Genomic DNA, 23,480 nt, shown 5'->3' with positions numbered 1-23,480 from the left:
GGATGACCCATTGCATCCTGATCGGAGCCCCCGTGGACGAGGGGCAGCGCCGTCCCGGCTGCCTGATGGGGCCCGCGGCCTATCGCACGGCGGGCATTGCCGGCACGCTCAGCACGCTTGGCCACAGCGTCGAGGATCGCGGCGATGTCACCCCCGCCCACTTGGGCCAGCACGCCTGCGACAACCCGGCTGTCCACCACCTGCCCGAAACCATCGCCTGGACCGAGGCCCTGTCCGAGGCGACCCAGGCCGCGCTGCCCCATGGCCTGCCGATCATCATGGGCGGGGATCATTCGCTCGCCTTGGGCACGGTGGCCGGCGTCGCCCGCCATGCCGCACGCATCGGCCGGCCGCAATTCGTGATCTGGCTGGACGCGCACAGCGACTTCCACACGGTGGCCTCGACCACCTCGGGCAACCTGCATGGAACGCCCATGGCCTATGCCAGCGGACTGCCGGGCTTTGACCCCTTCCCGCCCTTCCCCGCCCCGATCCCGGGGGAGAACATCTGCATGTTCGGCATCCGCAGCGTCGATCCCGCCGAACTGGCCGCGATGCAGCCGACCGAGATCACCGTGAACGACATGCGGGTGCTGGACGAACAGGGCATCGTCGCGCCGCTGCGGGCCTTCCTGGACCGGGTGCGGGCCGCAGACGGGCTGCTGCATGTCAGCCTGGACGTCGATTTCCTCGACCCCTCGATCGCGCCCGCGGTGGGCACCACCGTTCCCGGCGGCGCCACCTTCCGCGAGGCGCATCTGGTCATGGAACTGCTGCACGAATCGGGTCTGGTCACATCGCTCGATCTGGTCGAGTTGAACCCGTTCCTGGACGAACGCGGCCGGACGGCCAAGCTGATGGTGGACCTGGTGGGCAGCCTCATGGGCCGAAAGGTCTTTGACCGCCCGACCCGCAGCTACGGCTGACGGGCGCCAGGCACCGACGCCCGTCTTCTTCTGGGAATTAACCCCGCGGGGGTCCGGGGGCGCAAAGCCCCCGGCACCGTTTTCACCAGAGCTTTGCCTCGCGGGCGTAATACCGCCGGCATGCCGCCTTGACGAATGCCTCGGGCGCCAGCCCCGGCACACCCTCGTCCTTCTCGACTCCCGCCGCCATCAGCAGGGCGGTGGCGTTCTCATCCGCGCCGATCGCCTTCATATGCGCGAATGCGTCCGAGACGAAATCGATGGCCGGCTTGTACTTGGACAGCTTGGCCGCGTCCTCGGCCGAGATCACCAGCGCCACCGCGTCGAACAGGACCGAGGGCGATCCCGCCAGCTGCGCCTCGGCCTTGCCGCGCTCCTTCGCGATCAGGGCGACAGTGCCGCCTTCGGCCTCGATCGCCGCCGTCAGCGCCTCGACCTTGGACCGGTCCCCGCCATCGCCGATCAGGATGCCGACCTTGCGGCCCTTCAGCGTGTATTTCGCGCTCTTCGCGATCGACAGCGCGTCCGAAGGCGCCATGTCCACCGGCTCGCGGAAGGGCGTGGCGGCATCGGGCAGGTCCTCGGCCAGGCCTTCGGCGACCATCTCGGCCAAGTCCTCGTCGACCACCCGCAGATGTCCCAGCACACGCTGGATCACGTGGCCCAGGCCCACCTTGGACAGCTCGAAGGTGAGGGCATCCGCGATATGGCGCTGCTCGACCTCGGTCTGGCTGCGATAGAACATCCGCCCTTGGCTGTAGTGGTCGCCGAACAGCTCGGGCCGGACGCGCAGCTTCTGGTCGGGCTGGTTGCCCAGATCCGTCATCGACTTGACTGTGGCAAAGCCGTGATCGACCGCGCGGGGGCCCGCATCCTCTCCCGCCTCGTCCAGGCTATTGGGCTCATAGTTGGCGCGCCCCTTGGGCACGGCCATCTGCATCATGCCGTCGCGCTGAAAGTTGTGCATCGGGCATTTGGGCGCGTTGATCGGCAGCTGGTGGAAGTTCGCCGTGCCAAGCCGCGACTTCTGCGTGTCCAGATAGCTGAACAGCCGCCCCTGCAGCAGCGGGTCGTCGGTAAAATCAATGCCGGGCACGATATTGGCCGGGCAGAAGGCCACCTGCTCGGTCTCGGCAAAGAAGTTGTCGGGGTTGCGGTCCAGCACCATGCGGCCGACGATGCGGACCGGAATGTCCTCCTCCGGGATCAGCTTGGTCGCGTCCAGCACGTCATAGGGCTGGCGCGCTGCCCATTCCGCGTCGAATGTCTGGATGCCCAGGTCCCATTCGGGATGATCGCCTGCCTCGATCGCCTCCCAGAGGTCCTGGCGATGGTAATCCTGGTTGGCGCCCGCCGTCTTGACGGCCTCGTTCCAGACCTGGCTCTGCAGGCCAAGGCGCGGCTTCCAGTGGAACTTGACGAAGGTGGATCTGCCCTCCGCGTTCACCAGCCGGAAGGTGTGAATGCCAAAGCCCTCGATCATGCGCAGGCTGCGCGGGATGCCGCGGTCGGACATCGCCCACATGATCATGTGCATCGATTCCGGCATCAGCGACACGAAATCCCAGAAGGTGTCATGGGCGCTGGCGGCCTGGGGATAGCCGCGATCGGCCTCCATCTTCACGGCATGGATCAGGTCGGGAAACTTGATCGCATCCTGGATGAAGAAGACCGGGATGTCATTGCCGACCAGGTCCCAGTTGCCTTCCTCGGTATAGAACTTGACCGCAAAGCCGCGCACGTCGCGCGGCGTGTCGACGCTTCCGGCGCCGCCGGCCACGGTGGAAAAGCGGGCAAAGACCGGCACCCGGCCCGCCTTCGACAACAGCCCGGCGCGGGTCAGTTCGGGGATCGGATCGGTGCATTCGAAATAGCCATGTGCCCCGGACCCGCGCGCATGGACGATCCGCTCCGGGATGCGCTCGTGGTCGAAGTGAAAGATCTTCTCGCGCAGGACGAAATCCTCCAGCAGCGTCGGCCCGCGCGCTCCTGCCTTGAGGCTGTTCTGGTTGTCCGAGACGGGAATTCCCTGGTTCGTGGTCAGGGTCTCTCCGCCGCGCTGGTGCAGTTCGCCGCCTTCGCCCTGCGTCTGGCTGATCCGGGACATGCTGTCCTCCTGTTTCCGGTGTCCCAGACAACCAGCGGAAGAAGAACCAGTTCCGCCTTTTGTCCCGGCAACGGCCCGAGATGCTTGCCCCGGGCTTCAGGGCCTGCAATATGCATCCCGGGGTGCCGCGGACGTGGCGAAATCGGTAGACGCAGCAGACTTTAAATTTGGAGTGCCCGGCGGGAAACCGCAGGTGCAGAACCGCTCAAATTCGGGGAAAGCTGGGGGCCTTCGGGCCCGTGCCAATCCCGAGCCAAGCCCCTGCGGGGGAAGGTGTAGAGACTAGACGGGCGGCGCCTAAAGCCCTTGGGGGCCATGGCGAAGGGATAGTCCAGACCACGAACGCCCGGCCGGGCGGCGGCGAAAGTCGAAGTGGTACGAAAATCTGTTTTCCGGATGGAAGTGCGGGTTCAAGTCCCGCCGTCCGCACCACCCCCCTCAGCGCCGCCCGCCCGCCAGGCGCGCGGCCTGCGGCAGGCGCCGCAGCCGCAGCATCGCCCATGCCCCCAGGATCGGGCCCGGCACCAGGGCCAGGAACGCCCACCGCCAGCCCCCCAGCAGCGCCGCCACATGCGGCAGCATCCAGATCGCCAGCACGGTCAGCGCAAAGCCCAGGGCCAGTTGCAGGGTCAGCGCGGTGCCGACCAGGCGGGGGTCCGACAGCTCGGACACGGCGGCCGAGAACTGGGCGCTGTCGCCGATGATGCTGATGCCCCAGACGACGGCGATCAGGGCCAGGACCCAGGCCGGTCCGCCCCAGGCCAGGCCGATCAGCGCCGCGCAGGCGCCCGAGACCGCCATCATGCCCGCCGTGGTCCAGCAGCGCCCCAACCGATCCGACAGCCACCCCCCAAGCGCGCAACCCAGAACCCCCGAGGCGATGACGACAAAGGTCAGGACCGAGGCATTGCCGAAGGGCAGCGCCCGCGCCTGCCCCGCCGCCAACGCAAAGGCCAGAAACCAAGCCCACATGGCGTAAAGCTCCCACATGTGGCCGAAATAGCCCAGGCTGGCCAGGCGCAGCGGCCGGTCGCGCAGCACCGCCCAAGTCTGGCGCGGATCGAAGCTGGCGCGGGCAAATCCGTGCGGGCCCTCCCGCACCGCCAGCCCGAAGATCAGGGCCGAGGTCAGCGCCCCGGCGCTGGCCCCCGCCACCACCAGCCGCCAGTCCAGCCCGCCGCCAAGCGCGCGCAGCAGATGCGGCGCTGCGGATCCAAGCGTCAGTGCGCCGACCAGCAGGCCCATGGCCAGGCCGCGCCCGGTCACGAACCAAGTGGCCATCAGCTTCAGCGCCGGGGGATAGACCCCGGCCAGCGCCACGCCCGTCGCCAGCCGCGCCAGCAGCAGGCCCGCGAAGCCCGGCTGCAGCAGCACCGCCGCATTGGCCAGCGCCGCCAGCGCCGCAGCCCAGGTGATCAGCCGAGTCATGGGCAGGATGTCCGGCAGGTTGACCGCCGAGGCCGCCAGCGCCCCCAGCACAAAGCCGACCTGCACCGCATTGGTCAGCCAGGCCGACTGGCCCTGGGTCAGGCCCCAGACCCGGACCAGGTCCGGGCCGATGGCCGTGGTCGAGAACCAGCAGGCCATGGCGCCGACGACGCCGGCGCAGATCAGCGCCAGCGCCCGCCAGCGGCCGGGGGCCGGCGCGGTCCTCAGGTCTCGACCGGCTGCGGCTCGCGCGGGGGGCGGCCGATGATGTCGCGCAGCGCGTCGAGCTCGATGAAGTTGTCGGCCTGGCGGCGCAGGTCGTCGGCGATCATCGGCGGCTGGCTGCGGATGGTCGAGACGACCGAGACCCGGACGCCCTGGCGCTGCAGCGCCTCGACCAGCGGACGGAAATCGCCGTCGCCCGAGAACAGCACCGCATGGTCCAGCCGGGGGGCCAGCTCCATCGCGTCCACGGTCAGTTCGATGTCCATATTGCCCTTGATCTTTCGGCGCCCGATGGCATCGGTATATTCCCGGGCGGGCTTGGTGACCACGCAAAACCCGTTGTAATGCAGCCAGTCGACCAGCGGCCGGATCGGGGAATATTCCTCGCCCTCCAGCAGCGCGGTGTAGTAATAGGCGCGCATCAGCTTGCCGCGCCGGTCGAATTCCTGGCGAAGCAGCTTGTAGTCAATGTCGAACCCAAGGGATTTGGCAGCCGCGTACAAGTTGGCTCCGTCAATGAATAGGGCCAATCGATCGTCTTTATAAAACATTGTGGTTGCCTTTGATGGGACTTGCTCTCTCCAGGCGCGTATCGGAACAGGGTGAGGGGCCTGTTCGAGACGAGTCCGTATACTTTAGCTGTAGGACAAAGAGGAAAGCGTGGTTAACCTGTCTTTTGGTATCGTTGCCCTGGGCGCCAACCTTCCGCTGTCGCAGCGGGATCTGTGGACGACGCTTCGCGAGACGTTGGGCATACTGCATGCCGAACCGGGCGTTTCAATCACGGCCACCAGCCGCTTTTGGCAGACTCCCGCCGTCCCGGCCGGATCTGGGCCGGATTACGCCAATGCCGTGGCCTTGATCAGCACCGATCTGGACGCGCCGGACCTGCTCGCGCGCCTGCACCGGATCGAGGCCGATCACGGGCGCGACCGCAGCACCGGGCGCTGGTCGTCGCGGGTTCTGGACCTGGACCTGATCGCCTTGGACCAGCTGATCCTGCCCGATGCCGTGACGCTGCGTCACTGGACCGACCTGCCCTTCGACCAGCAGCAAAGCCGGACGCCGGAGCAGCTGATCCTGCCCCATCCGCGGATGCAGGACCGCGGCTTCGTGCTGGCCCCCCTAGCGGAGGTCGCGCCGGACTGGCGCCATCCTCTGACCGGGCGCAGCGTTGCGGCGATGCTGGCGGATCTTGGCCCGGATGCCTTGGCCGGAATGACGCCGCTGGACCTGGGTGATCTGCCGGGTTTTCCTTGACAAGCGGCCCGATGCTGACCACTAGTCCGTTTTCGCCCCGAATGTCCGATTCGCAAATGCACAGGTGATTCATGGCCCGCGTAACGGTTGAAGACTGCGTCGACAAGGTTCCCAACCGCTTTGATCTGGTGATGCTTGCCTCGCATCGCGCCCGCGAAATCACCGCCGGCAGTGCGCCGACGGTCGATCGCGACAATGACAAGAACCCGGTCGTCGCCCTGCGCGAGATCGCGGAGGAAACCCAGCCCGTCGATGATCTGCGCGAGCGGATGATCGAATCCACCCAGACCCAGATCGAGGTCGACGAGCCCGAGGAAGACGCCATGGCGCTGCTTCTGGGCGCCGAGGTGGACCGTCCCAAGCCCGCCGACGAGGAATCCGAGGAGCGCATGCTGCGCATGATGCTGGAAGCCAACCAGCGCGGCTGATACCACGGACGAACAAGCCTGCAAGCAGAGGTCTTCGGCAGCATCATGATTGACGTCGAAGACCTCCTGGCGCTGGTGCGCAACTACAACCCGCGCAGCAATGCCACCCTGATCCGCGATGCCTATGAATACGGGATGCGGATGCACGAGGGCCAGTTCCGCCATTCGGGCGAGCCCTATTTCACCCATCCCATCGCCGTGGCCGCCATCCTGACCGAGATGCGGCTGGACGACGCCACGATCGTCACCGCCCTGCTGCATGACACGATCGAGGACACGCGTTCGACCAAGGACGAGGTCGCCGCGATGTTCAGTCCCGAGATCGCGGAGCTGGTCGATGGCGTGACCAAGCTGACCAACCTGGAACTGTCCAGCGCCCAGTCCAAGCAGGCCGAGAACTTTCGCAAGCTGTTCATGGCCATGTCCCGCGACATGCGGGTGATCCTGGTCAAGCTGGCCGACCGGTTGCACAACATGCGCACGATCCGGTCCATGCGCCCGGAAAAGCAGGTCAAGAAGGCCCGCGAGACGATGGACATCTATGCGCCGCTGGCCGGCCGCATGGGCATGCAATGGATGCGCGAGGAGCTGGAGGACCTGGCCTTCAAGGTCATCAATCCCGAGGCGCGCAATTCGATCATCCGGCGCTTTGTCAGCCTGCAGCGCGACAGCGGCGACATCATCGGCCAGATCACCGCCGACATCCGCACCGAGCTGGAAAAGGAGGGGATCGAGGCGACCGTCTTCGGGCGCGCCAAGAAGCCCTTCAGCGTCTGGCGCAAGATGCAGGAAAAGCAGCTGGCCTTTTCGCGGCTGTCCGACATCTATGGCTTCCGCATCATCACCGCGACCGAGATGGACTGCTATCGCGCGCTTGGCATCATCCATCACCGCTGGCGCGCCGTGCCGGGCCGGTTCAAGGATTACATCAGCCAGCCGAAATCGAACGGCTACCGCTCGATCCACACCACGGTGTCGGGGCGCGACGGCAAGCGGGTCGAGGTGCAGATCCGCACCCGCCAGATGCACGAGGTCGCCGAGGCCGGCGTGGCCGCGCATTGGGCCTATCGCGACGGCGTGCGGACCAAGAACCCCTTTGCGGTCGATCCGGCCGAATGGATCGCCCAGCTGACCGACCGTTTCGACACCGAGGACCACAACGAGTTCCTGGAACACGTCAAGCTGGAGATGTACCAGGACCAGGTCTTCTGCTTCAGCCCCAAGGGCGACGTGCTGCAGCTGCCGCGCGGGGCATCCCCCGTCGATTTCGCCTATGCCATCCACACGCGGCTGGGAAATTCCTGCGTCGGCGCCAAGATCGACGGCATCCGCGTGCCGCTGTGGACGCGGCTGAAGAATGGCCAGTCGGTCGAGATCATCGCCGCCTCGGGCCAGCGCCCTCAGGCGACATGGCTGGATATCGTGGTCACGGGCCGCGCCAAGGCCGCGATCCGGCGGTCCCTGCGCGAGGAGGACCGCGACCGCTTCATCCGCCTTGGGCGCGAACTGGTGCGCGTCAGCTTTGAACATGTCGGCCGCAAGGCTACCGACAAGGCGCTGCGCACGGCGGCCAGGCAGATGGGCCTGCCCTCGGCCGAGGAGCTGTTGGCCCGCATCGGCAGCGCCGAGAATTCCGCCAAGGAGGTCCTCGGCGTCCTCTACCCCGAGCTGGCCGACCACCAGGACGAGATCGACGGCAAGCGCCCCTTTGCGGGCCTGGAGGCAGACGCCCACTTCAAGCGGGCGCCCTGCTGCAACCCGCTGCCGGGGGAGCGCATCGTGGGCATCACCTATCGCGGCGCGGGGGTGGTCATCCATGCCATCGACTGCCCGGTCCTGGCCGAGTTCGAGGATAGCCCCGACCGGTGGGTCGACCTGCAATGGCGCGACGGGCGGCATCCCGCAGCCTATTCCACCGTGTTGAATTTGACGATCCGCCATGATGCCGGCGTGCTGGGACGCATCTGCACCTTGATCGGCGCGCAGGGGGCGAATATCTCGAATCTCGAGTTCATCGAGCGCAAGCCCGACTTCTACCGGATCGAGGTCGAGGTCGAGCTGCGCGACCATGAACATCTGCACAACCTGCTGACCGCCCTGGAAGCGGAAAGCGACGTGGCGCAGGTCGCCCGCATCCGGGACCCGGCGCTGAAACCCTAAGGCCCGCCCGCGCGGCCGCCACAGATCAGGTGCATCCCCGTGTTCAAACGCCGCAAGCCCCGCAGCTATGGGCAGATTGCCAGCGAGATGATCTATCCGCGCGGCGGCTGGCGGCGCGCCAGCACCTATGTGATGCACCGCCTGCGCCGCCTGCCCGACCAGCCGCACCGCATCGGCCGGGGCGTGGCGGCGGGGGTCTTCGTGTCCTTCACGCCGCTCTTCGGGTTCCACTTCCTGTCGGGGGCGGCGGTGGCCTGGATCATCCGCGGCAATGTCCTGGCCGCGCTGCTGGCGACCTTCGTGGGCAACCCGGTCACCCTGCCCTTCATCGCGCTGGTCTCGACCGGCCTCGGACGCGAGATCCTAGGCCTGCGCGGAGAACTGTCGCCGCATTTCATCTTTCGCGAATTTTCCCGCGCCACGGGCGAATTGTGGCACAACATCCAGTCCGTCTTCGGCCCCGAAGTCGCCCATTGGGACCACCTGGCCGATTTCTTCTTCCAGATCTTCTGGCCCTACATGGTGGGCGGCTCGATCCTGGGGCTGCTCGTCTCGGTGGCGACCCATTACCTGACGGTCCCGATCTTCCGCGCCTATCAGCGCCGCCGCGAAAAGAAGATGGCGGACCGGATCGCGCGCGCCTCGGGCCGCGCCCGGCAACTGGCCGACGCGCGAAAGGCGGCCGAGGACGACGCGGGACACCGGCCTCTCTGAGCGGACCGGCGGGCTGCGTCAGTAACCCTTGGCGCGATCCACCAGGTGCAGCAGCGGACGCCCGTCCATCGCGCGCCGCAGGTTCTCGGCCACGACCGGTGCGGCGGTCGCGGCACGGGTTGCGGCGGCGATATGCGGGGTGACGGTGACGGCCGGATGATGCCAGAAGGCATGCTCCGCCGGCAGCGGCTCGGTCCGGAAGACATCCAGAACCGCATGGGCAGAGCGGCCACGATCCAGCGCCTGCAACAGCGCCTGCTCATCGATCAGCGTCCCGCGCCCCGGATTGATGATCCACGCCCCCTGCGGCAGCAGCGCAAGCCGGCGCGCGTCCAGCAGGTTGCGGGTCTGCGGCGTGTCCGGCAGCAGGCAGATCAGGATCTGCGCCCGGCCCAGAACCCGGTCCAGCTGGTCGATGGGCCGGACATCGACCCCCGCCACCGCGCGCCCCGAGGCGCTGACGCCGGTGACCGGAAAGCCGATCCCGCCCAGCATCCGCGCCGCCGCCCGGCCCAGTTCCCCCATCCCCAGGACCGCGACCGGACGGTCCGAGGCCAGCGGCGGCACCTGATCGTTGCGCCAGACGCCGTCCTGGGCATGCCGGTCCATAGCCAGATGCGCACGCAGGGCCCAGCCCGTGCAATATTCGGCCATGCCTTGGCGCAGGCCCGGATCGACCATCCGCGCCAAGGGCTGGGTCAGCGTCCGGTTCGTCACGATCCGCTCCACCCCCGCCCAAAGGCTCTGGACCAGCCGAGCCTTGGCATAGGGGGCAAAATCGTCGATGTCGCCGCCGGGCGCATAGATGATGGCGTCGAAGCTGTCGGGCGGCCCCTCCTGCTCCAGACGCATTTCGGGCAGAGCCGCGCGCAGCGCGGGGGCCCATTCGCCCCAAGCGGAGGGGGATGCGGAAAAGCGGACCTCCATCGCCTCACCTCGGCCTGTGGACATGGGCTGCCTGCACCAGGCCAAAGCCCAGCATCAGGATCATCAGCGAGGTCCCCCCGTAGCTGACCAGCGGCAGCGGCGAGCCCTTGGCCGGCAGCAGCCCCATCACGGTCGCCATGTTGATCGCGAAATACAGAAAGAACGTGCCGCTGATGCCGATGGTGATCAGGCTGGCAAAGCGGTCGCGGTTGGTCAGCGCCGAATGCAGGCAGAAGCCCACGATCAGCATGTAGAGCATCAGCAGGGAAAAGGCGCCGATGAAGCCGAATTCCTCGGACAGGACCGTGAAGATGAAGTCGGTGTGCTTTTCCGGCAGGAAGTTCAGCCGCGACTGCGACCCCTGCATGAAGCCGCGCCCCGACCACCCCCCCGATCCAAGCGCGATCTGGCTCTGGATGATGTTGTAGCCCGCCCCCAGGGGATCGGCCGAGGGGTCCAGGAAGGTGTCGATGCGGCGGAACTGGTAGTCCTTGAGCAGCTGCCAGTCGGTGCCGCGGCTTTTCATCACCGCCGCGATCAGCCCGACGCCCATGCCAATCACCACGCCGAAATACCACAGCGACACGCCGGCCGCGAACATCACGATGCCGCCGCCCGCGATCAGCATGATCGAGGTTCCCAGATCGGGCTGGATCAGCACAAGGGCCGTCGGCGCCACGATCAGGACGACCGGGATCAGCACCCAGATCGGCCGGGACACCCGGTTCAGGGGCAGCCAGTCGTAATAAGCCGCCAGCAGCAGGACCAGCGCGATCTTCATCAGCTCGGACGGCTGCACCCGCACGGGGCCAAAGTCGATCCAGCGCTGCGCGCCCATGCCGATCGTCCCGAACAGGTCCACGGCGATCAGCATCAGGAAGCAGACCACATAGGCCGCCCCCGAGATGCCGCGCCAGAACCACATCGGCACGAAGGCCAGGCCCAGCATGATGACCATGCCGATGGCAAAGCGGTACATCTGCGGCTCGGCCCAGGTGTCCATCCGGCCGCCGGCGACCGAGTAGAGCATCAGGAAGCCGATGCAGCAGACCGCCGCCACCAGGATCACCAGCGGCCAGTTGATGTGCAGGATCTTGCGCAAGCCGGTGGGGACCTGGGCCACCTGATAGTCGAGATAGGACATCGGGCGACCTCAGGCGCGGCTGCGGCCGGGGCGCGCGGCCTCGGGGGTGAAAAGCTGCATCGCCTCGTGGCGCGCCTCCAAGGCGGCGCGCTGCTCGGGCGGCACGGCATCCGGCGGCGGCAGGCCGTTGTTCAGCGCGAACAGCAGGATGTCGCGCGCCACCGGGGCCGCCACGGCCGAGCCGCCGCCCCCGTGTTCCACCACGACCGACACCGCGTAACGGGGCGCGTCGAAGGGCGCATAGCAGACGAACAGCGCATGGTCGCGCCTTTCCCAGGGCAGCTGGTCGTTCGAGATCACCCCGCGGGCCCGTTCGGCGGCGGTGATGTTGCGCACCTGGCTGGTCCCGGTCTTGCCCGCCATCCGCCAGTCGTCCCGCGTGATGCGAGAGTTGCGGGCCGTGCCGCGCCCGCTGTTCATCACCGCGTCCATGCCAAGCCGCGCCACCCGCAGGGACGCCTCCGAGATGTCCAGCGGCGGATAGTCCGCCACCGTTTGCCGGACCCCGTCGATCGAGCGGATCAGCTGCGGCTTGACCTCGCGCCCCGAGGCGATGCGGGCGGTCATCACCGCCAGCTGCAGCGGCGAGGCCAGGACATAGCCCTGCCCGATCGAGGCGTTCAGGCTGTCGCCGATCTGCCAGGCCTGTCCATAGCGGCTCATCTTCCAGTCGCGGTCGGGGGCGATGCCGTCGGCCACCGCCGACATCGGCAGGTCGTGGCGCACCCCCAGCCCCAGCTTGCGTGCCATGATGGCGATGCGGTCGATGCCCACGCGCTGCGCCAGTTCGTAATAATAGACGTCGCAGCTTTCCTCGAGGCTCTTGACCGCGTCCACGGTCCCGTGCCCGCCGCGCCGCCAGCAGTGGAACCGCCGCCCGCCCAGCTCGGTATAGCCGGGGCAGAAGAACCGGCTGCCCGCATCGATCACGCCGGCCTCCAGCCCCGCCATCAGCGTGACCATCTTGAAGGTCGAACCGGGGGGATAGACGCCCTGCACGGTCTTGTCGGCCAGGGGGCGGTGGTCATGATCCATCAGTGCCCGGTATTCCGGGCTGGAGATGCCGCGCACGAACTTGTTCGGATCGAAGCTGGGCGAGGAGCAAATCGAGATCAGCTCTCCGCTCTGGCAGTCCATCACCACTGCCGCCGCGCTTTCCTCGCCCATGCGCTGCGCGGCATAGTTCTGCAGCGCCGTGTCCAGGCTCAGCTGGACGGCGGCGCCCTGCTCGCCCTCCTGACGGGACAGCTGGCGCATCTCGCGGCCGGTGCTGTTCACCTCAACCCGGCGCGCGCCGGCCTTGCCGCGCAAGACCTCCTCCAGGCGCCCCTCGACGCCGATCTTGCCCAGCTGAAAGTCGGGCAGGCGCAGCACCGGGTCCGGATCCTCGATCCGCGACAGGTCGTAATCGCTGACCGGGCCGACATAGCCCATGACATGCGCAAAATCCCCCGCGCGCGGATAGGCGCGCGACAGGGCCGATTCCGGCGTCACCCCCGGCAGCGCCGGAGCGTTGACGGCGATGGCGCTGAACTGGTCCCAGGACAGGCGGTCGGCCAGCACGATGGGCGTGATCGCGCTGCGCCTGGAAAATTCCTCCAGAAGCTCTGCGATCCGCGCCTCGCTCAGGGGGATCAGCTGCGACAGGCGGCGCAGGACACCCTCGACATCGCCGCCTGCCTCCTCGCGGGTCAGGGTGACGCGATAGTTCTGTTCGTTCCCGGCGATGATCAGGCCGTTGCGATCCAGGATCAGCCCGCGCGACGGCGGCAGCAGACGGATCTTGATCGAATTGCCGTCGGCCAGCATCCGGTATTCCTCGGCATGGTCCAGCTGCATCGATCGCAGCTTCAGCGCCAGCGTGGTGACGACAGCCACCTGCACCCCTGCCAGCAGCACCACGCGGCGGGTGATCTGGCGGCTGCTGTCCAGGATCTCGCGTTGCGATTTCTTCATGCGCTGCTTCCTTGCCCTATGTGGCTTCGCCGTGGCCGATGCGGCGCAGCCCGATCAGCCAGCGCGCGCCGAAGACCACGACCGGATAGGCCGCCACCGTCGCCAGATATTGCAGGATCACCTGCCCAAGCGCGGCGACCGGCACCACGAACAGGACCTGGACGATCCGATAGCCCAGCATCATCAGCCCGATCAACATGGCGACCCGCAGCCATTCAACCATGAATGGCTGGTCGCGCCAACGGGGCTCGCGCGCCCGTGCGGCCTCGGACCCGATCAGCACGACGGCGGTCCAGAGGCCAAGCGGCCGCAGCAGCAGGACGTCCTCGATCAGCACGACCAGCAGGATGACCGGTACCGCCAGCTGGTCGGGGCGGCGCAGCACCCAAGCCAGGATCAGCGCCAGCCCCAGGTCGGGCCCTGGCCAGCCCATGATGCCTTTCGACAAGGGCAGCAGGCGGATGAACAGCAGCAGCATGGCCAATCCCAGAAACAGGATCGTGCCGATGATGAAGTCCCGGCTTGGCAGCTGGATCATGGCGCGGTGCCGGGGTCCAGCGGGTCCGTCGCGGAGGCCGCCTCGACGGGGGAGGCCGGCAGCTCGGGGCCCATGGGGCCGTCCAGGTCGGATCTGATCACGGCGCCGGCCTCGACCACCGCCTCGGCGGGATGGGACCGCAGGACCCGCAGGAACTCCAGCCGGCCATAATCGGCGGCCATACGCAGCCGCATCCGGCCATCGGTGCCCTGCGCCACCTGGCCGACCAGCAGGCCGGGCGGGAAGACGCCGCCATCGCCCGAGGTCACCACCCGGTCGCCAGGCCGGACATTGTCGCCGGTCTCGATGAATTCCAGCAGCGGCAGGGGGGTGTTGTCGCCGGTCAGCAGCGCCCGTTCCCCGGTGGGCTGCACCGTCACCGGCAGCCGGGACGAGGGATCGGTCAGCAGCAGGACCCGGCTGGTGCGGCTTCCCACGCCCGAAATGCGCCCGACCAGCCCCAGCCCGTCCATCGTGGCCCAGCCTTCGACGATCCCGTCCTGCGCGCCCACGTTCAGCAGCACCGATTGCCGAAAGGCCGAGCCGCTGTCGACCATCACCACCCCGGTGACGCTGGTCAGGGCCGGGTCGATGCGGACATTGTTCTGGGCCAGCAGCTTGGAGTTTTCCTGCTCCAGCTGCACCGCGGCCTCTTTCCAGGCGGCCATGCGCTGCAATTCGCGGCGCAGCTCCTGGTTCTGTTCATAGATGCGGGCATAGCTCTGGAAGCCCGCCACCATCTGGGTGACGCGGGTGACCGGGATCAGCGCCCATTCGAAACGCGGCACGATGCGGTCGATCATCGCCGTCCGCATCTGTTCGGCGCGCGGACTGTCGATGCGCCAGAACAGGAACAGCGCCAGCAGCGCAAGCGCCATCAGCGCGATCAGGACGCGCCGGACGGGGGTGGCGAAATCGGGACCCTTGCGCGCCATTCAGGCGGCCTCGCGCGTTCTTTTGTCAGCTGTCGTAGTCGATGACGTGGCGCAGCTGCTTTTCGAATTCAAGCGCCTTGCCGGTGCCAAGCGCCACGCAGCTCATCGGCTGGTCGGCCAGGCTGATCGACAGGCCCGTCTGCTCGCGCAGCGCCAGGTCCAGCTCGCCCAGCATCGCGCCGCCGCCGGTCAGCATGACACCGCGATCGACGATGTCGGCGGCCAAGTCGGGGGGCGTCGCCTCCAGCGCGACCATCACCGCCTCGCAGATGGCCTGGACGGGTTCGGACAGCGCCTCGGCGACCATCGCCTGGCTGATCTCGATTTCCTTGGGGATGCCGTTCAGCAGGTCGCGGCCGCGCACCATCAGCGTGGCGCCGCGCCCGTCGTCCGGCATGCGGGCGGTGCCGATGCTGGTCTTGATGCGCTCGGCGGTGGATTCGCCGATCAGCATGTTCTGGTTGCGGCGCAGATAGTTGATGATCGCCTCGTCCATGCGGTCGCCGCCGATGCGGACGGACCGGGCATAGACCACGTCGCCCAGGGACAGCACCGCCACCTCGGTCGTGCCGCCGCCGATGTCGACGACCATGCTGCCGGTGGGTTCGGTGATGGGCATGCCTGCACCGATGGCCGCGGCGATCGGTTCGGCGATCAGGCCGGCCTTCCTCGCGCCGGCGGACAGGACCGACTGGCGGATCGCACGCTTTTCAACCGGGGTCGCGCCGTGCGGGACGCAGACGATGATCTTGGGCTTGGAAAAGGTCGTGCGCTTGAACACCTTCTTGATGAAGTGCTTGATCATCTGCTCGGCGCTGTCGAAATCGGCGATGACGCCTTCGCGCATGGGACGGATGGCCTCGATGCTGCCCGGGGTGCGGCCCAGCATCAGCTTGGCGTCCTCGCCCACGGCCAGGACCTGACGCTTGCCGTCCTTGACGTGATAGGCCACGACCGAGGGCTCGTTCAGGATGATGCCCTTGCCCTTGACATAGATCAGCGTGTTCGCCGTCCCCAGGTCGATTGCGATGTCGGTTGAAAACAGTCCGCCGAATGCCATGCCCGTGTCCCTTTTTCGCCGGTTGGCCCGGCCTGCCCTGTTTTGATGTTCCGGAAGGGCAGGTGCCCTGAATCGCCCTGTCAGGCATCGCTCCGTATAGAGCGGGACGTCCCACCCGGAAAGCCCAGATGCACCTCCGCGCCAGCAATCGCAGGTTGCTGTCGGCCAAAGAACAACAGCGGCGGGATGTGCCCCGCCGCTATTGCCCGATTTCAGTGGGAATACATGCTGATCTGCTTGGCATCGCTGTCACGGCCGGTCATCGCGCGGCGCAGGATCAGCCGGTTCAGCGCGCCCACATAGGCCTTGACAGAGGCCAGGATCGTGTCCGTGTCGGCCGCCTGGCCGGTCACGATGCGCCCCTCCTCCTCCATCCGGACGCTGACCGTGGCCTGGGCATCGGTGCCTTCGGTCACGGCATGCACCTGATACAGCTGCAGCCGCGCGGCATGGGGGAAGATTTCCTTGACGGCGTTGAAGCAGGCATCCACCGGACCGTCGCCGGTCGTCTCGGCGCGCTTTTCCACGCCGTCCACGATCATCGTCAGGTCCGCCGACTGGCCGTCGCTGCCGCAGATCACGCGCAGATGCTTGACCTGCAGGTGGTCGCTGTCGGTGTTGGCGGCGGCATCCTGGACCAGCGCCACGATGTCGTCGTCATAGACCTCCTTCTTGCGGTCGGCCAAGGCCTTGAACCGCACGAAGATGTCCTTCAGCTGGTTGTCGCCCACCTCGTATCCCAAGTCGGCCAGCTTGGCGCGCAGGGCGGCGCGGCCCGAATGCTTGCCCATGGCGATGTTGTTCTCGGTCAGGCCGATATCGGCGGGGCGCATGATCTCGAAGGTCTCGACGTTCTTCAGAACGCCGTCCTGATGGATGCCACTTTCGTGCAGAAAGGCGTTCTTGCCCACGATGGCCTTGTTGAACTGGACCGGGAACCCCGACACGGCCGCCACGCGGCGCGAGATGCCAATGATCTTGGTCGTGTCGATGCCCGTCTGATAGGGCATGATGTCGTTCCTGACCCGCATCGCCATCACCACCTCTTCCAGCGCGGTGTTGCCGGCGCGTTCGCCCAGGCCGTTGATGGTGCATTCGATCTGGCGGGCCCCCGCCTCCACCGCGGCCAGGGCGTTGGCGGTCGCCATGCCCAGGTCGTTGTGGCAATGCGTGGCAAAGACGATCTGATCCGCGCCGGGCACGCGTTCCAGCAGCATCGCGATCAGGGCGGCGCTTTCGCGCGGCGCGGTGTAACCCACGGTATCGGGGATGTTGATCGTCGTGGCGCCCGCCTTGATGGCGATTTCCACCACCCGGCACAGGTAATCATGTTCAGTCCGCGTCGCGTCCATGGGCGACCACTGCACGTTGTCGCAGAGGTTGCGGGCATGCGTCACCGTCTGGTGGATGCGGTCCGCCATCTGGTCCATGTCCAGGTTCGGGATCGCCCGGTGCAGCGGAGAGGTCCCGATGAAGGTGTGGATGCGCGGGCGGCGGGCGTGCTTCACGGCCTCCCAGCAGCGGTCGATGTCAGGCAGCTGCGCGCGCGCCAGGCCGCAGATCACGCTGTGCTGCGCCTGGCGCGCGATCTCGCTGACGGCGGCGAAATCGCCCTCCGAGGCGATGGGAAAGCCCGCCTCGATGATGTCCACGCCCATCTCGTCCAGCATCTGGGCGATTTCCAGTTTTTCGGCATGGGACATGGTGGCGCCGGGCGACTGTTCGCCGTCGCGGAGCGTGGTGTCGAAGATCACGACGCGGTTCTGATCGGTCATCTGTCTGTCTTTCTTACGAGGTCTTCGGGAGGGTCCGGGCGCTGACCTGACTGAGCGGCGGCCCGGAAGACCCGCTCAGCGCAGCGTAAGAAGCAGCAGACCACGGAGATGCACGGCCAGGCGCGCACCCTGGGGTGCGGTCGTGGCAGAGGCGATATGGAGCATCCGGGTCATGGCCGTGACTATGCCGTCCCGGCGCCTGCTTGAAAAGACCAAACCGTCATGTTTCGGGACTGCGTCAGGACGGGGCAGCCGCGCGTCCGTTAGCGGCAACGGCGCATCACCGGACAGGCCACAAGATTGTAGCGACACATTTTTGCTGGTCCTGACCGGGCCTCGTGCCTATCCTTCCGGCACCAAACCACAACGATAATCAACAGATGGGGGCACAAATGTCACGCAAGATCGTCGTCGGCTTCGACGGCAGCGAAGCGTCGTTACGCGCGCTCGACTTCGCCATCACCCGCGCCCAGGCACAGGGCGACAACATCCTGATCGCCCATGTGCTGGAATGGTCGCCCTACAGCTTTCTGACGCCGAGCGAGGTCGAGGAACGCCACCGCCGCCGCACCGAAGAACTGCAGCGCGCCGAGACGGCGATCCTGACCCCGGTGGTCAAGCGCGTGGAAGAGGCAGGGATCCCCGTGGCCACCACCCTGCGCTATGGCCATATCGCCGAAACGCTGTGCCGGATCGCCAAGGACGAGGGGGCCGCGATGATCTTCATCGGTCGCATGGGCGATTCGGGCTTTGCCTCGCGCATCTTCGGGTCGGTCGCGGCCACGCTGGCGCAGGTGGCGCCGGTTCCCGTGGTGATCGTGCCATGACGCGCCGCGGCTCCAGAACAACAGGGACAGGAACAATGAAACAACAATGGAACGCGCCGGCACTCGCGGCGCTGGCGACGGGCCTGGCCGCCGCGCCCGCCGCGGCGCAGGGCATCGACGAGACCGTGAACCAGGTGTTCGCCAATTCGACGGGCTGGTTCGTCAGCCTGATCTTTTCCAACTTCCCCGGCACCAGCTTCCCCTGGATCGTGGGCTGGCTGGTCATCGCGGCCACCGTCTTCACCCTCTATTTCGGCTTCGTCCAGTTCCGCGCCTTTGGTCATTCCATCGCGCTGGTGCGGGGCGACTATTCCGACCCGAACGATGCAGGCGAGGTCAGCCATTTCCAGGCCCTGACCACGGCCCTGTCGGGCACGGTGGGCCTGGGCAACATCGCGGGCGTGGCGGTGGCCATCGGCATCGGCGGGCCGGGCGCGACCTTCTGGATGATCCTGGCGGGCCTGCTGGGCATGGCCTCCAAGTTCACGGAATGCACGCTCGGCGTGAAATACCGCAACGAATATGCCGACGGCACCGTCTCGGGCGGGCCGATGTACTACATGACCAAGGGCTTTGCCGAACGGGGCCTGCCGGGCGGCAAGTTCCTGGCGGTGATGTTCGCGATCTTCTGCATCCTGGGCAGCTTTGGCGGCGGCAACATGTTCCAGGCCAACCAGGCCCATGCGCAGATCATCAACGTCGTGGGCGACTATCCGGGCTGGATCACGGGCGTGGTCATGGCGGTCATTGTCTTTCTGGTCATCGTCGGCGGCCTGAAATCCATCGCCCGGGTGACGGAAAAGATCGTGCCCTTCATGGCCGCGCTTTACGTCATCACGGCGCTGATCATCATCGCCATGAACTACGACATGATCGGAGAGGCCTTCAGGCAGATCTTCGCCGGCGCCTTCACCAATGACGGCGTGGTCGGCGGCGCCATCGGCGCGCTGATCCAGGGCTTCCGCCGCGCCGCCTTCTCGAACGAGGCGGGCGTGGGTTCCGCCGCCATCGCCCACAGCGCCGTGCGCACCAAGGAGCCGGTGACCGAGGGCTTCGTGTCGCTGCTGGAGCCGTTCATCGACACGGTCGTGATCTGCACCATGACCGCGCTGGTCATCATCATCACGGGCCAGCTAGTCGCCGACCCCACCACCGGCCTGTTCGTGCTGAACGAAGCCGGCACCCAGATCCAGACCGTCACCGGCAACAGCGGCGTCGCGCTGACCTCGGATGCGTTCAGCAGCGCCTTTGGCTGGTTCCGTTACATCCTGGTGCTGGCGGTGGTGCTCTTCGCCTTCTCGACCATGATCTCGTGGAGCTATTACGGCCTGAAGGCCTGGACCTTCCTCTTTGGCGAAGGCCAGACCAAGGAACTGATCTTCAAGGTCATCTTCTGCCTCTTCGTGGTCATCGGCGCCTCGGCGGGTTTGGGCCCGGTCATCGACTTCTCGGATGCGGCGATCTTTGCCATGGCGGTCGTGAACATCATCGCGCTCTACCTGCTGATGCCGATCGTGAAGGCCGAGATGAACAGCTACATGTCGCGGCTGAAGTCCGGCCAGATCCGCAAGTACGAGTAAGCCGTTTCACCCGTTGCTCCCAAGGGGCGGGCGCCATCCGCGCCCGCCCCTTTTTCATGCCGTTTGGCGGTTTCCGTTCCCTGCATTCTGTGCAACGAGGCCCGGGCTGAAGATCGCCAAGGAAGACGCCGCCATGACCCCGCCCCCCTTCGTTCATCAGGGCATGCGCCTGCCCTTCGCCCTGCTGGTGACCTGCTTCGCCGCATGGGGCATCGCGGCCAACATGACCGATCCGCTGGTCCAGGTCTTCTCGCGCATCTTCTCGATGACGACGCTGCAGGCGTCCTTCGTGCAGTTCGCCTATTACGGGGCCTATTTCCTGCTGGCGCTGCCGGCGGCCTTCATCAACCGGCGCTGGTCCTACCGGACCGGGATGCTGACCGGCCTGGGCTGCGCGATCCTGGGCGCCTTCATGTTCTATCCGGCCGCGCAGGCGATGACCTTCGGGTTCTTCCTGATGGCCCTGTTCCTGCTGGCGGGCGGGCTGTCGATCCTGGAAACCTCGGCCAATCCCTTCGTCATGGCGATGGGACCCGAGGCCAACAGCACCCGCCGCCTGAACCTGGCCCAGGCCTTCAACCCGGTCGGCACCAATATCGGTGTCTTCCTGGCCGCAACGCTGATCCTGCCGCAGCTGAACACCGCCAGCGCCACCGACCGCGCCGCCATGACGACCGAGACGCTGCGCGCCGTCCAGCAGGCCGAGCTGCAGGCGGTGATGACGCCCTATGTCGGCTTCGCCTTCGTGCTGCTGGCGATCTGGGTCGCCATCGCGATGATGCGGATGCCGACGCCGCGCGAACAGGCCGGAGACAGGGCTAGGCCCCTGGACTTCACGGGCACGCTGCGGCGGCTTTTGTCCAACCGCCATTACGTCTTCGGCGTGCTGGCGCAGTTCTTCAACGTGGCGGCGCAGACCTGCGTCTGGACCTTCACCATCCAGTATGTCCTGGCGGCCCTCGGCGGGACCGAGGCGCAGGCCGGCTGGTATCTGCAGGCCAGCCTGATCGTCTTCCTGATCGCCCGTTTCGTCATGGTGGGCGTGATGGGCGTGATCCGCCCCGCCCTGCTGCTGGCGGTCATGGCCCTGGCCGGAACGGGGCTGTGCGTCTTTGCGGCGATGGGGCCGGGCGTGGCAGGGGTCTGGGCAGTGGTGGCCTTGTCCGCCTGCCTGTCGCTGATGTTTCCCACCATCTATGGCATCGCGCTGCACGGGCTGGGAGATGACACCAAGTTCGGCGCGGCCGGACTGGTCATGGCCATCCTGGGCGGGGCACTGATGCCGCTGGTCCAGGGCGCCGTTCTGGATGCGCAGGGCGCGGTCCTGTCCTACATCGTGCCGGGCCTGTGCTTCCTGGTCGTGGCGGCCTATGGCGCCTTCGACCTGCGCACCGCCCGGCAGGGCGGCTGAGCGGTCAGCGCCGTTCGGGGATCAACTGCTGGGCGGCACCGGCCAGAAGCAGCCAGACCGAAGTGATGACCAGCCCCCAGATCGCCCAACTGGACGGGTGGAAATCGACCCAGGCCGCGCGGCCGGCGAAGACGACCCAAAGCACCGCCATCGGCAGCGAGATGGCGCGCCAGCGTTCCGTCCGGACCGGGTGGATGAACTTGATGTTGGTGAACATCGCGATGCCAAGCGCGGTGACGATTCCCAGGATGACCGTCCAATGCGGCTGCACCGCGAACAGGACCAGGATGACCATGTTCCAGCAGCCCGGAAAACCCGCAAAGGAATTGTCGCGGGTCTTCATCCGCGTGTCGGCGAAATAGACCACGCTGCCGAAGACGATCACGATGATCGCGAACCATCCGGTCCAGCCCGACAGCAGCCCGGACTTGAACAGGGCAAAGGCCGGGATGAACACATAGGTCAGATAGTCGATGATCAGGTCCATCAGCACGCCGTCATAGGCGGGCCAGTTCTTGGTGACCTCGTAGCGGCGGGCCAGCGGGCCGTCGATCCCGTCGACGCCAAAGGCAAAGACCAGCCACAGGAACATCAGCGCCCATTCGCCGTCCACGGCAGCCAGCATGGCCAGCATCGACAGGACGGCGCCGCTGGCGGTGAGCAGGTGGACGAGCAGGGCTTTGTGACGAATATCCATCGCGGATTTGTCGCAGGTTGGGCGGGCGGGTGCAACCGGCCTTGGCACCTCAGCGCAGGATCGGGGGACCTTTGGGCAGGGGCGCCTGAACCTCGGGCTCGGGCGGGGTCAGGTCGAAAAGCAAGGCGCCCGCGGGGGCGACCGTTTCCGCAAAGCTGATATCGACTCCGCCGGGCTGCGGCGGAAGAAAGGCCAGTGCCTCTGCCATTGCCTTGGCGATGGCAGCCTGCCGGTCCGGCGGGGCGCCCGCGATCAGCAGAAGGTGGCCCTGGGCGCCCGCGATCCCCACCAGCGCCGCACCGGCGATCAGCCCGCGCAGGTCGGCCAGCCGTTCGCCCAGGGGCGCCGACAGCGCCGCCGCGACCTCGGCCGAGGGCGCGGTCAGGGTCATCCGGGCCTCGGCCTCCTCCGGGCGGGCCTCCAGCGCGCCGATCAGCCAGTCCAGCATGGCGGCATCCAGCAGCATCTCGGAGGGATGGCCCGGGTTGACCAGCAGCCCCGCGCCATCGGCCTTCAGCAGCCCCGCCAGCACCCGTCCCGGCATGGCGGCATAGGCGGTGGGCTGGCCGAAAAAGCCCGCCAGACGATCCTCGCTGTCGCAGGCCAGGGCGACGCGGGCGCCCTCCAGTTCAAAGATCTGCAGCTCGACCGCGTCCCGGACCGGCTCGCGCAGCAGCGCCACCGCCAGTTCCGTATCCGCCAGCCGCGACAGCATCCGGGCGCGCTGCGGCGCCTCGGCATCGTGGAAGGGAATGGGGGCAAGATCATCCAAAGCGGTCATGGCGCGGCCTCTTCCGGGGGTCTGCCCCTGCCCTAGTCCGGCCGCCCGTTGCAGGCAAGCGGCATCGCCCCTGGCCCGCCGACCACCGGCCCCCTGGCATCAGTCGATGAAGTCGCCCGCCTGGAAATTGCCCAGGTTGCCCAGCAGCTGCCCGACCAGCGAGATCTCGGTCACGCTGCCGTCGGTCACGCGGCGGGACAGGGTGACGACGCGGCCGCGCTCCAGCCCGAACCGTTCGACATTGCTGACGACGCCGCCTTCGGCGAACGAGATCGCGACCACTTGGCGGTCGATCTCCTCGGGGGCGGCGGCGCCCATGCGCCGCCAGCGCGAGCCGACATAGTACCAGCCCGACCCCGTCAGCAGGCCCTGCGCCGTCGGACGGCCGATCAGGCCAGGCAGGTCGTCCATCGTCGTCTGGCCCACCACGACCTGCCCAAGCTCAGTCTCGGGCGGGACATAGCCGTGGTTGCGATAGATCGGCGTGCAGGCGGCAAGCCCCAGGACGGCCAGAAATGCCAGTGTCATCAGGCTTCTGATGGCGGTCATGGGGGTGGTCCCTCCTTGGGGCGGTTGACGCGGCCCGCCCTGCCTAGCAAAC

General features: G+C 67.1%; 21 protein-coding genes. 8 read left to right on the top strand and 13 right to left on the bottom strand.

Annotated elements, in window-relative coordinates; genetic code table 11:
• Positions 1–2 precede the first annotated feature (2 nt).
• Positions 3–926 (top strand): arginase, encoded by a 924-nt coding sequence (gene rocF, locus ACZ2G3_RS02435; protein WP_470397428.1) that lies wholly within the window; start codon positions 3–5, stop codon positions 924–926.
• A gap of 82 nt (positions 927–1,008) precedes the next feature.
• Here rocF and ACZ2G3_RS02430 read toward each other — a convergent pair whose 3' ends face one another.
• The 3 genes from ACZ2G3_RS02430 to ACZ2G3_RS02420 form a co-directional block, all read right to left on the bottom strand.
• Positions 1,009–3,033: a catalase gene (locus tag ACZ2G3_RS02430; protein ID WP_470397427.1), complete on the bottom strand. Its 2,025-nt coding sequence runs from the start codon at positions 3,031–3,033 to the stop codon at positions 1,009–1,011.
• Between the two features lie 438 nt (positions 3,034–3,471).
• Positions 3,472–4,644 carry an MFS transporter gene (locus ACZ2G3_RS02425; protein ID WP_470399023.1) on the bottom strand — a complete coding sequence of 391 codons (1,173 nt, stop codon included), beginning with the start codon at positions 4,642–4,644 and terminating at the stop codon, positions 3,472–3,474.
• 41 nt (positions 4,645–4,685) lie between these two features.
• A complete protein-coding gene (locus ACZ2G3_RS02420) occupies positions 4,686–5,237 on the bottom strand; it encodes a LabA-like NYN domain-containing protein (protein ID WP_419270154.1) in 552 nt (183 codons plus the stop codon).
• A 109-nt stretch (positions 5,238–5,346) separates the two neighbouring features.
• Between ACZ2G3_RS02420 and folK the strand changes: the two genes are divergently transcribed.
• The 4 genes from folK (at position 5,347) to ACZ2G3_RS02400 (ending at position 9,248) form a co-directional block, all read left to right on the top strand.
• Complete coding sequence (gene folK / locus ACZ2G3_RS02415; RefSeq protein ID WP_419270152.1) at positions 5,347–5,946, top strand: 2-amino-4-hydroxy-6-hydroxymethyldihydropteridine diphosphokinase; 600 nt, start codon at positions 5,347–5,349, stop codon at positions 5,944–5,946.
• Positions 5,947–6,017: 71 nt separating this feature from the next.
• Positions 6,018–6,374: a DNA-directed RNA polymerase subunit omega gene (gene rpoZ / locus ACZ2G3_RS02410; RefSeq protein ID WP_111299747.1), complete on the top strand. Its 357-nt coding sequence runs from the start codon at positions 6,018–6,020 to the stop codon at positions 6,372–6,374.
• A 45-nt stretch (positions 6,375–6,419) separates the two neighbouring features.
• Positions 6,420–8,534 carry a RelA/SpoT family protein gene (locus tag ACZ2G3_RS02405; protein ID WP_470397424.1) on the top strand — a complete coding sequence of 705 codons (2,115 nt, stop codon included), beginning with the start codon at positions 6,420–6,422 and terminating at the stop codon, positions 8,532–8,534.
• A 39-nt stretch (positions 8,535–8,573) separates the two neighbouring features.
• Positions 8,574–9,248: a DUF2062 domain-containing protein gene (locus ACZ2G3_RS02400; RefSeq protein ID WP_419270148.1), complete on the top strand. Its 675-nt coding sequence runs from the start codon at positions 8,574–8,576 to the stop codon at positions 9,246–9,248.
• An 18-nt stretch (positions 9,249–9,266) separates the two neighbouring features.
• On the opposite strand, the gene ACZ2G3_RS02395 is transcribed toward ACZ2G3_RS02400, so the two are convergent.
• The 7 genes from ACZ2G3_RS02395 to ACZ2G3_RS02365 all read right to left on the bottom strand — a co-directional run bounded on the left by ACZ2G3_RS02395 (position 9,267) and on the right by ACZ2G3_RS02365 (position 17,583).
• Positions 9,267–10,199, bottom strand: coding sequence for an NAD(P)-dependent oxidoreductase (locus tag ACZ2G3_RS02395; protein WP_470397422.1), 933 nt, complete (start codon positions 10,197–10,199; stop codon positions 9,267–9,269).
• Entirely contained in the window at positions 10,180–11,319 is a 1,140-nt protein-coding gene (gene rodA / locus ACZ2G3_RS02390; RefSeq protein ID WP_470397420.1) for a rod shape-determining protein RodA, read from the bottom strand. Before rodA ends, ACZ2G3_RS02395 begins: the two co-directional genes overlap by 20 nt.
• A gap of 9 nt (positions 11,320–11,328) precedes the next feature.
• Positions 11,329–13,275: a penicillin-binding protein 2 gene (gene mrdA / locus ACZ2G3_RS02385; RefSeq protein WP_470397418.1), complete on the bottom strand. Its 1,947-nt coding sequence runs from the start codon at positions 13,273–13,275 to the stop codon at positions 11,329–11,331.
• A 16-nt stretch (positions 13,276–13,291) separates the two neighbouring features.
• Positions 13,292–13,813, bottom strand: coding sequence for a rod shape-determining protein MreD (locus tag ACZ2G3_RS02380; protein WP_470397416.1), 522 nt, complete (start codon positions 13,811–13,813; stop codon positions 13,292–13,294).
• Positions 13,810–14,748: a rod shape-determining protein MreC gene (gene mreC, locus ACZ2G3_RS02375; protein ID WP_470397414.1), complete on the bottom strand. Its 939-nt coding sequence runs from the start codon at positions 14,746–14,748 to the stop codon at positions 13,810–13,812. The genes ACZ2G3_RS02380 and mreC overlap by 4 nt, the downstream gene beginning before the upstream one ends.
• A 25-nt stretch (positions 14,749–14,773) precedes the next feature.
• Complete coding sequence (locus ACZ2G3_RS02370) at positions 14,774–15,808, bottom strand: rod shape-determining protein (RefSeq protein WP_111299754.1); 1,035 nt, start codon at positions 15,806–15,808, stop codon at positions 14,774–14,776.
• Positions 15,809–16,020: 212 nt separating this feature from the next.
• Positions 16,021–17,583 (bottom strand): 2-isopropylmalate synthase, encoded by a 1,563-nt coding sequence (locus ACZ2G3_RS02365; protein WP_470397412.1) that lies wholly within the window; start codon positions 17,581–17,583, stop codon positions 16,021–16,023.
• A 392-nt stretch (positions 17,584–17,975) separates the two neighbouring features.
• Between ACZ2G3_RS02365 and ACZ2G3_RS02360 the strand changes: the two genes are divergently transcribed.
• The 3 genes from ACZ2G3_RS02360 to fucP all read left to right on the top strand — a co-directional run bounded on the left by ACZ2G3_RS02360 (position 17,976) and on the right by fucP (position 21,401).
• Positions 17,976–18,410 (top strand): universal stress protein, encoded by a 435-nt coding sequence (locus tag ACZ2G3_RS02360; protein WP_470397410.1) that lies wholly within the window; start codon positions 17,976–17,978, stop codon positions 18,408–18,410.
• Between the two features lie 35 nt (positions 18,411–18,445).
• Positions 18,446–19,990 (top strand): alanine/glycine:cation symporter family protein, encoded by a 1,545-nt coding sequence (locus ACZ2G3_RS02355; protein WP_419270134.1) that lies wholly within the window; start codon positions 18,446–18,448, stop codon positions 19,988–19,990.
• A gap of 133 nt (positions 19,991–20,123) precedes the next feature.
• Positions 20,124–21,401, top strand: a complete 1,278-nt coding sequence (gene fucP / locus ACZ2G3_RS02350) for an L-fucose:H+ symporter permease (protein ID WP_470397408.1) — start codon at positions 20,124–20,126, stop codon at positions 21,399–21,401.
• Positions 21,402–21,405: 4 nt separating this feature from the next.
• Here fucP and ACZ2G3_RS02345 read toward each other — a convergent pair whose 3' ends face one another.
• From ACZ2G3_RS02345 to ACZ2G3_RS02335, 3 genes are all read right to left on the bottom strand, one after another.
• Entirely contained in the window at positions 21,406–22,098 is a 693-nt protein-coding gene (locus tag ACZ2G3_RS02345) for a CDP-alcohol phosphatidyltransferase family protein (protein WP_470397406.1), read from the bottom strand.
• A 49-nt stretch (positions 22,099–22,147) separates the two neighbouring features.
• Positions 22,148–22,879 (bottom strand): SseB family protein, encoded by a 732-nt coding sequence (locus ACZ2G3_RS02340; protein WP_470397405.1) that lies wholly within the window; start codon positions 22,877–22,879, stop codon positions 22,148–22,150.
• Positions 22,880–22,978: 99 nt separating this feature from the next.
• Positions 22,979–23,428 carry an outer membrane protein assembly factor BamE gene (locus ACZ2G3_RS02335; protein ID WP_470397403.1) on the bottom strand — a complete coding sequence of 150 codons (450 nt, stop codon included), beginning with the start codon at positions 23,426–23,428 and terminating at the stop codon, positions 22,979–22,981.
• Between the last annotated feature and the right edge of the window lie 52 nt (positions 23,429–23,480).

The sequence above is a fragment of the Paracoccus sp. KKT209 genome, from assembly GCF_055635455.1.
This window is presented reverse-complemented; position numbering and strand designations above follow the sequence as displayed.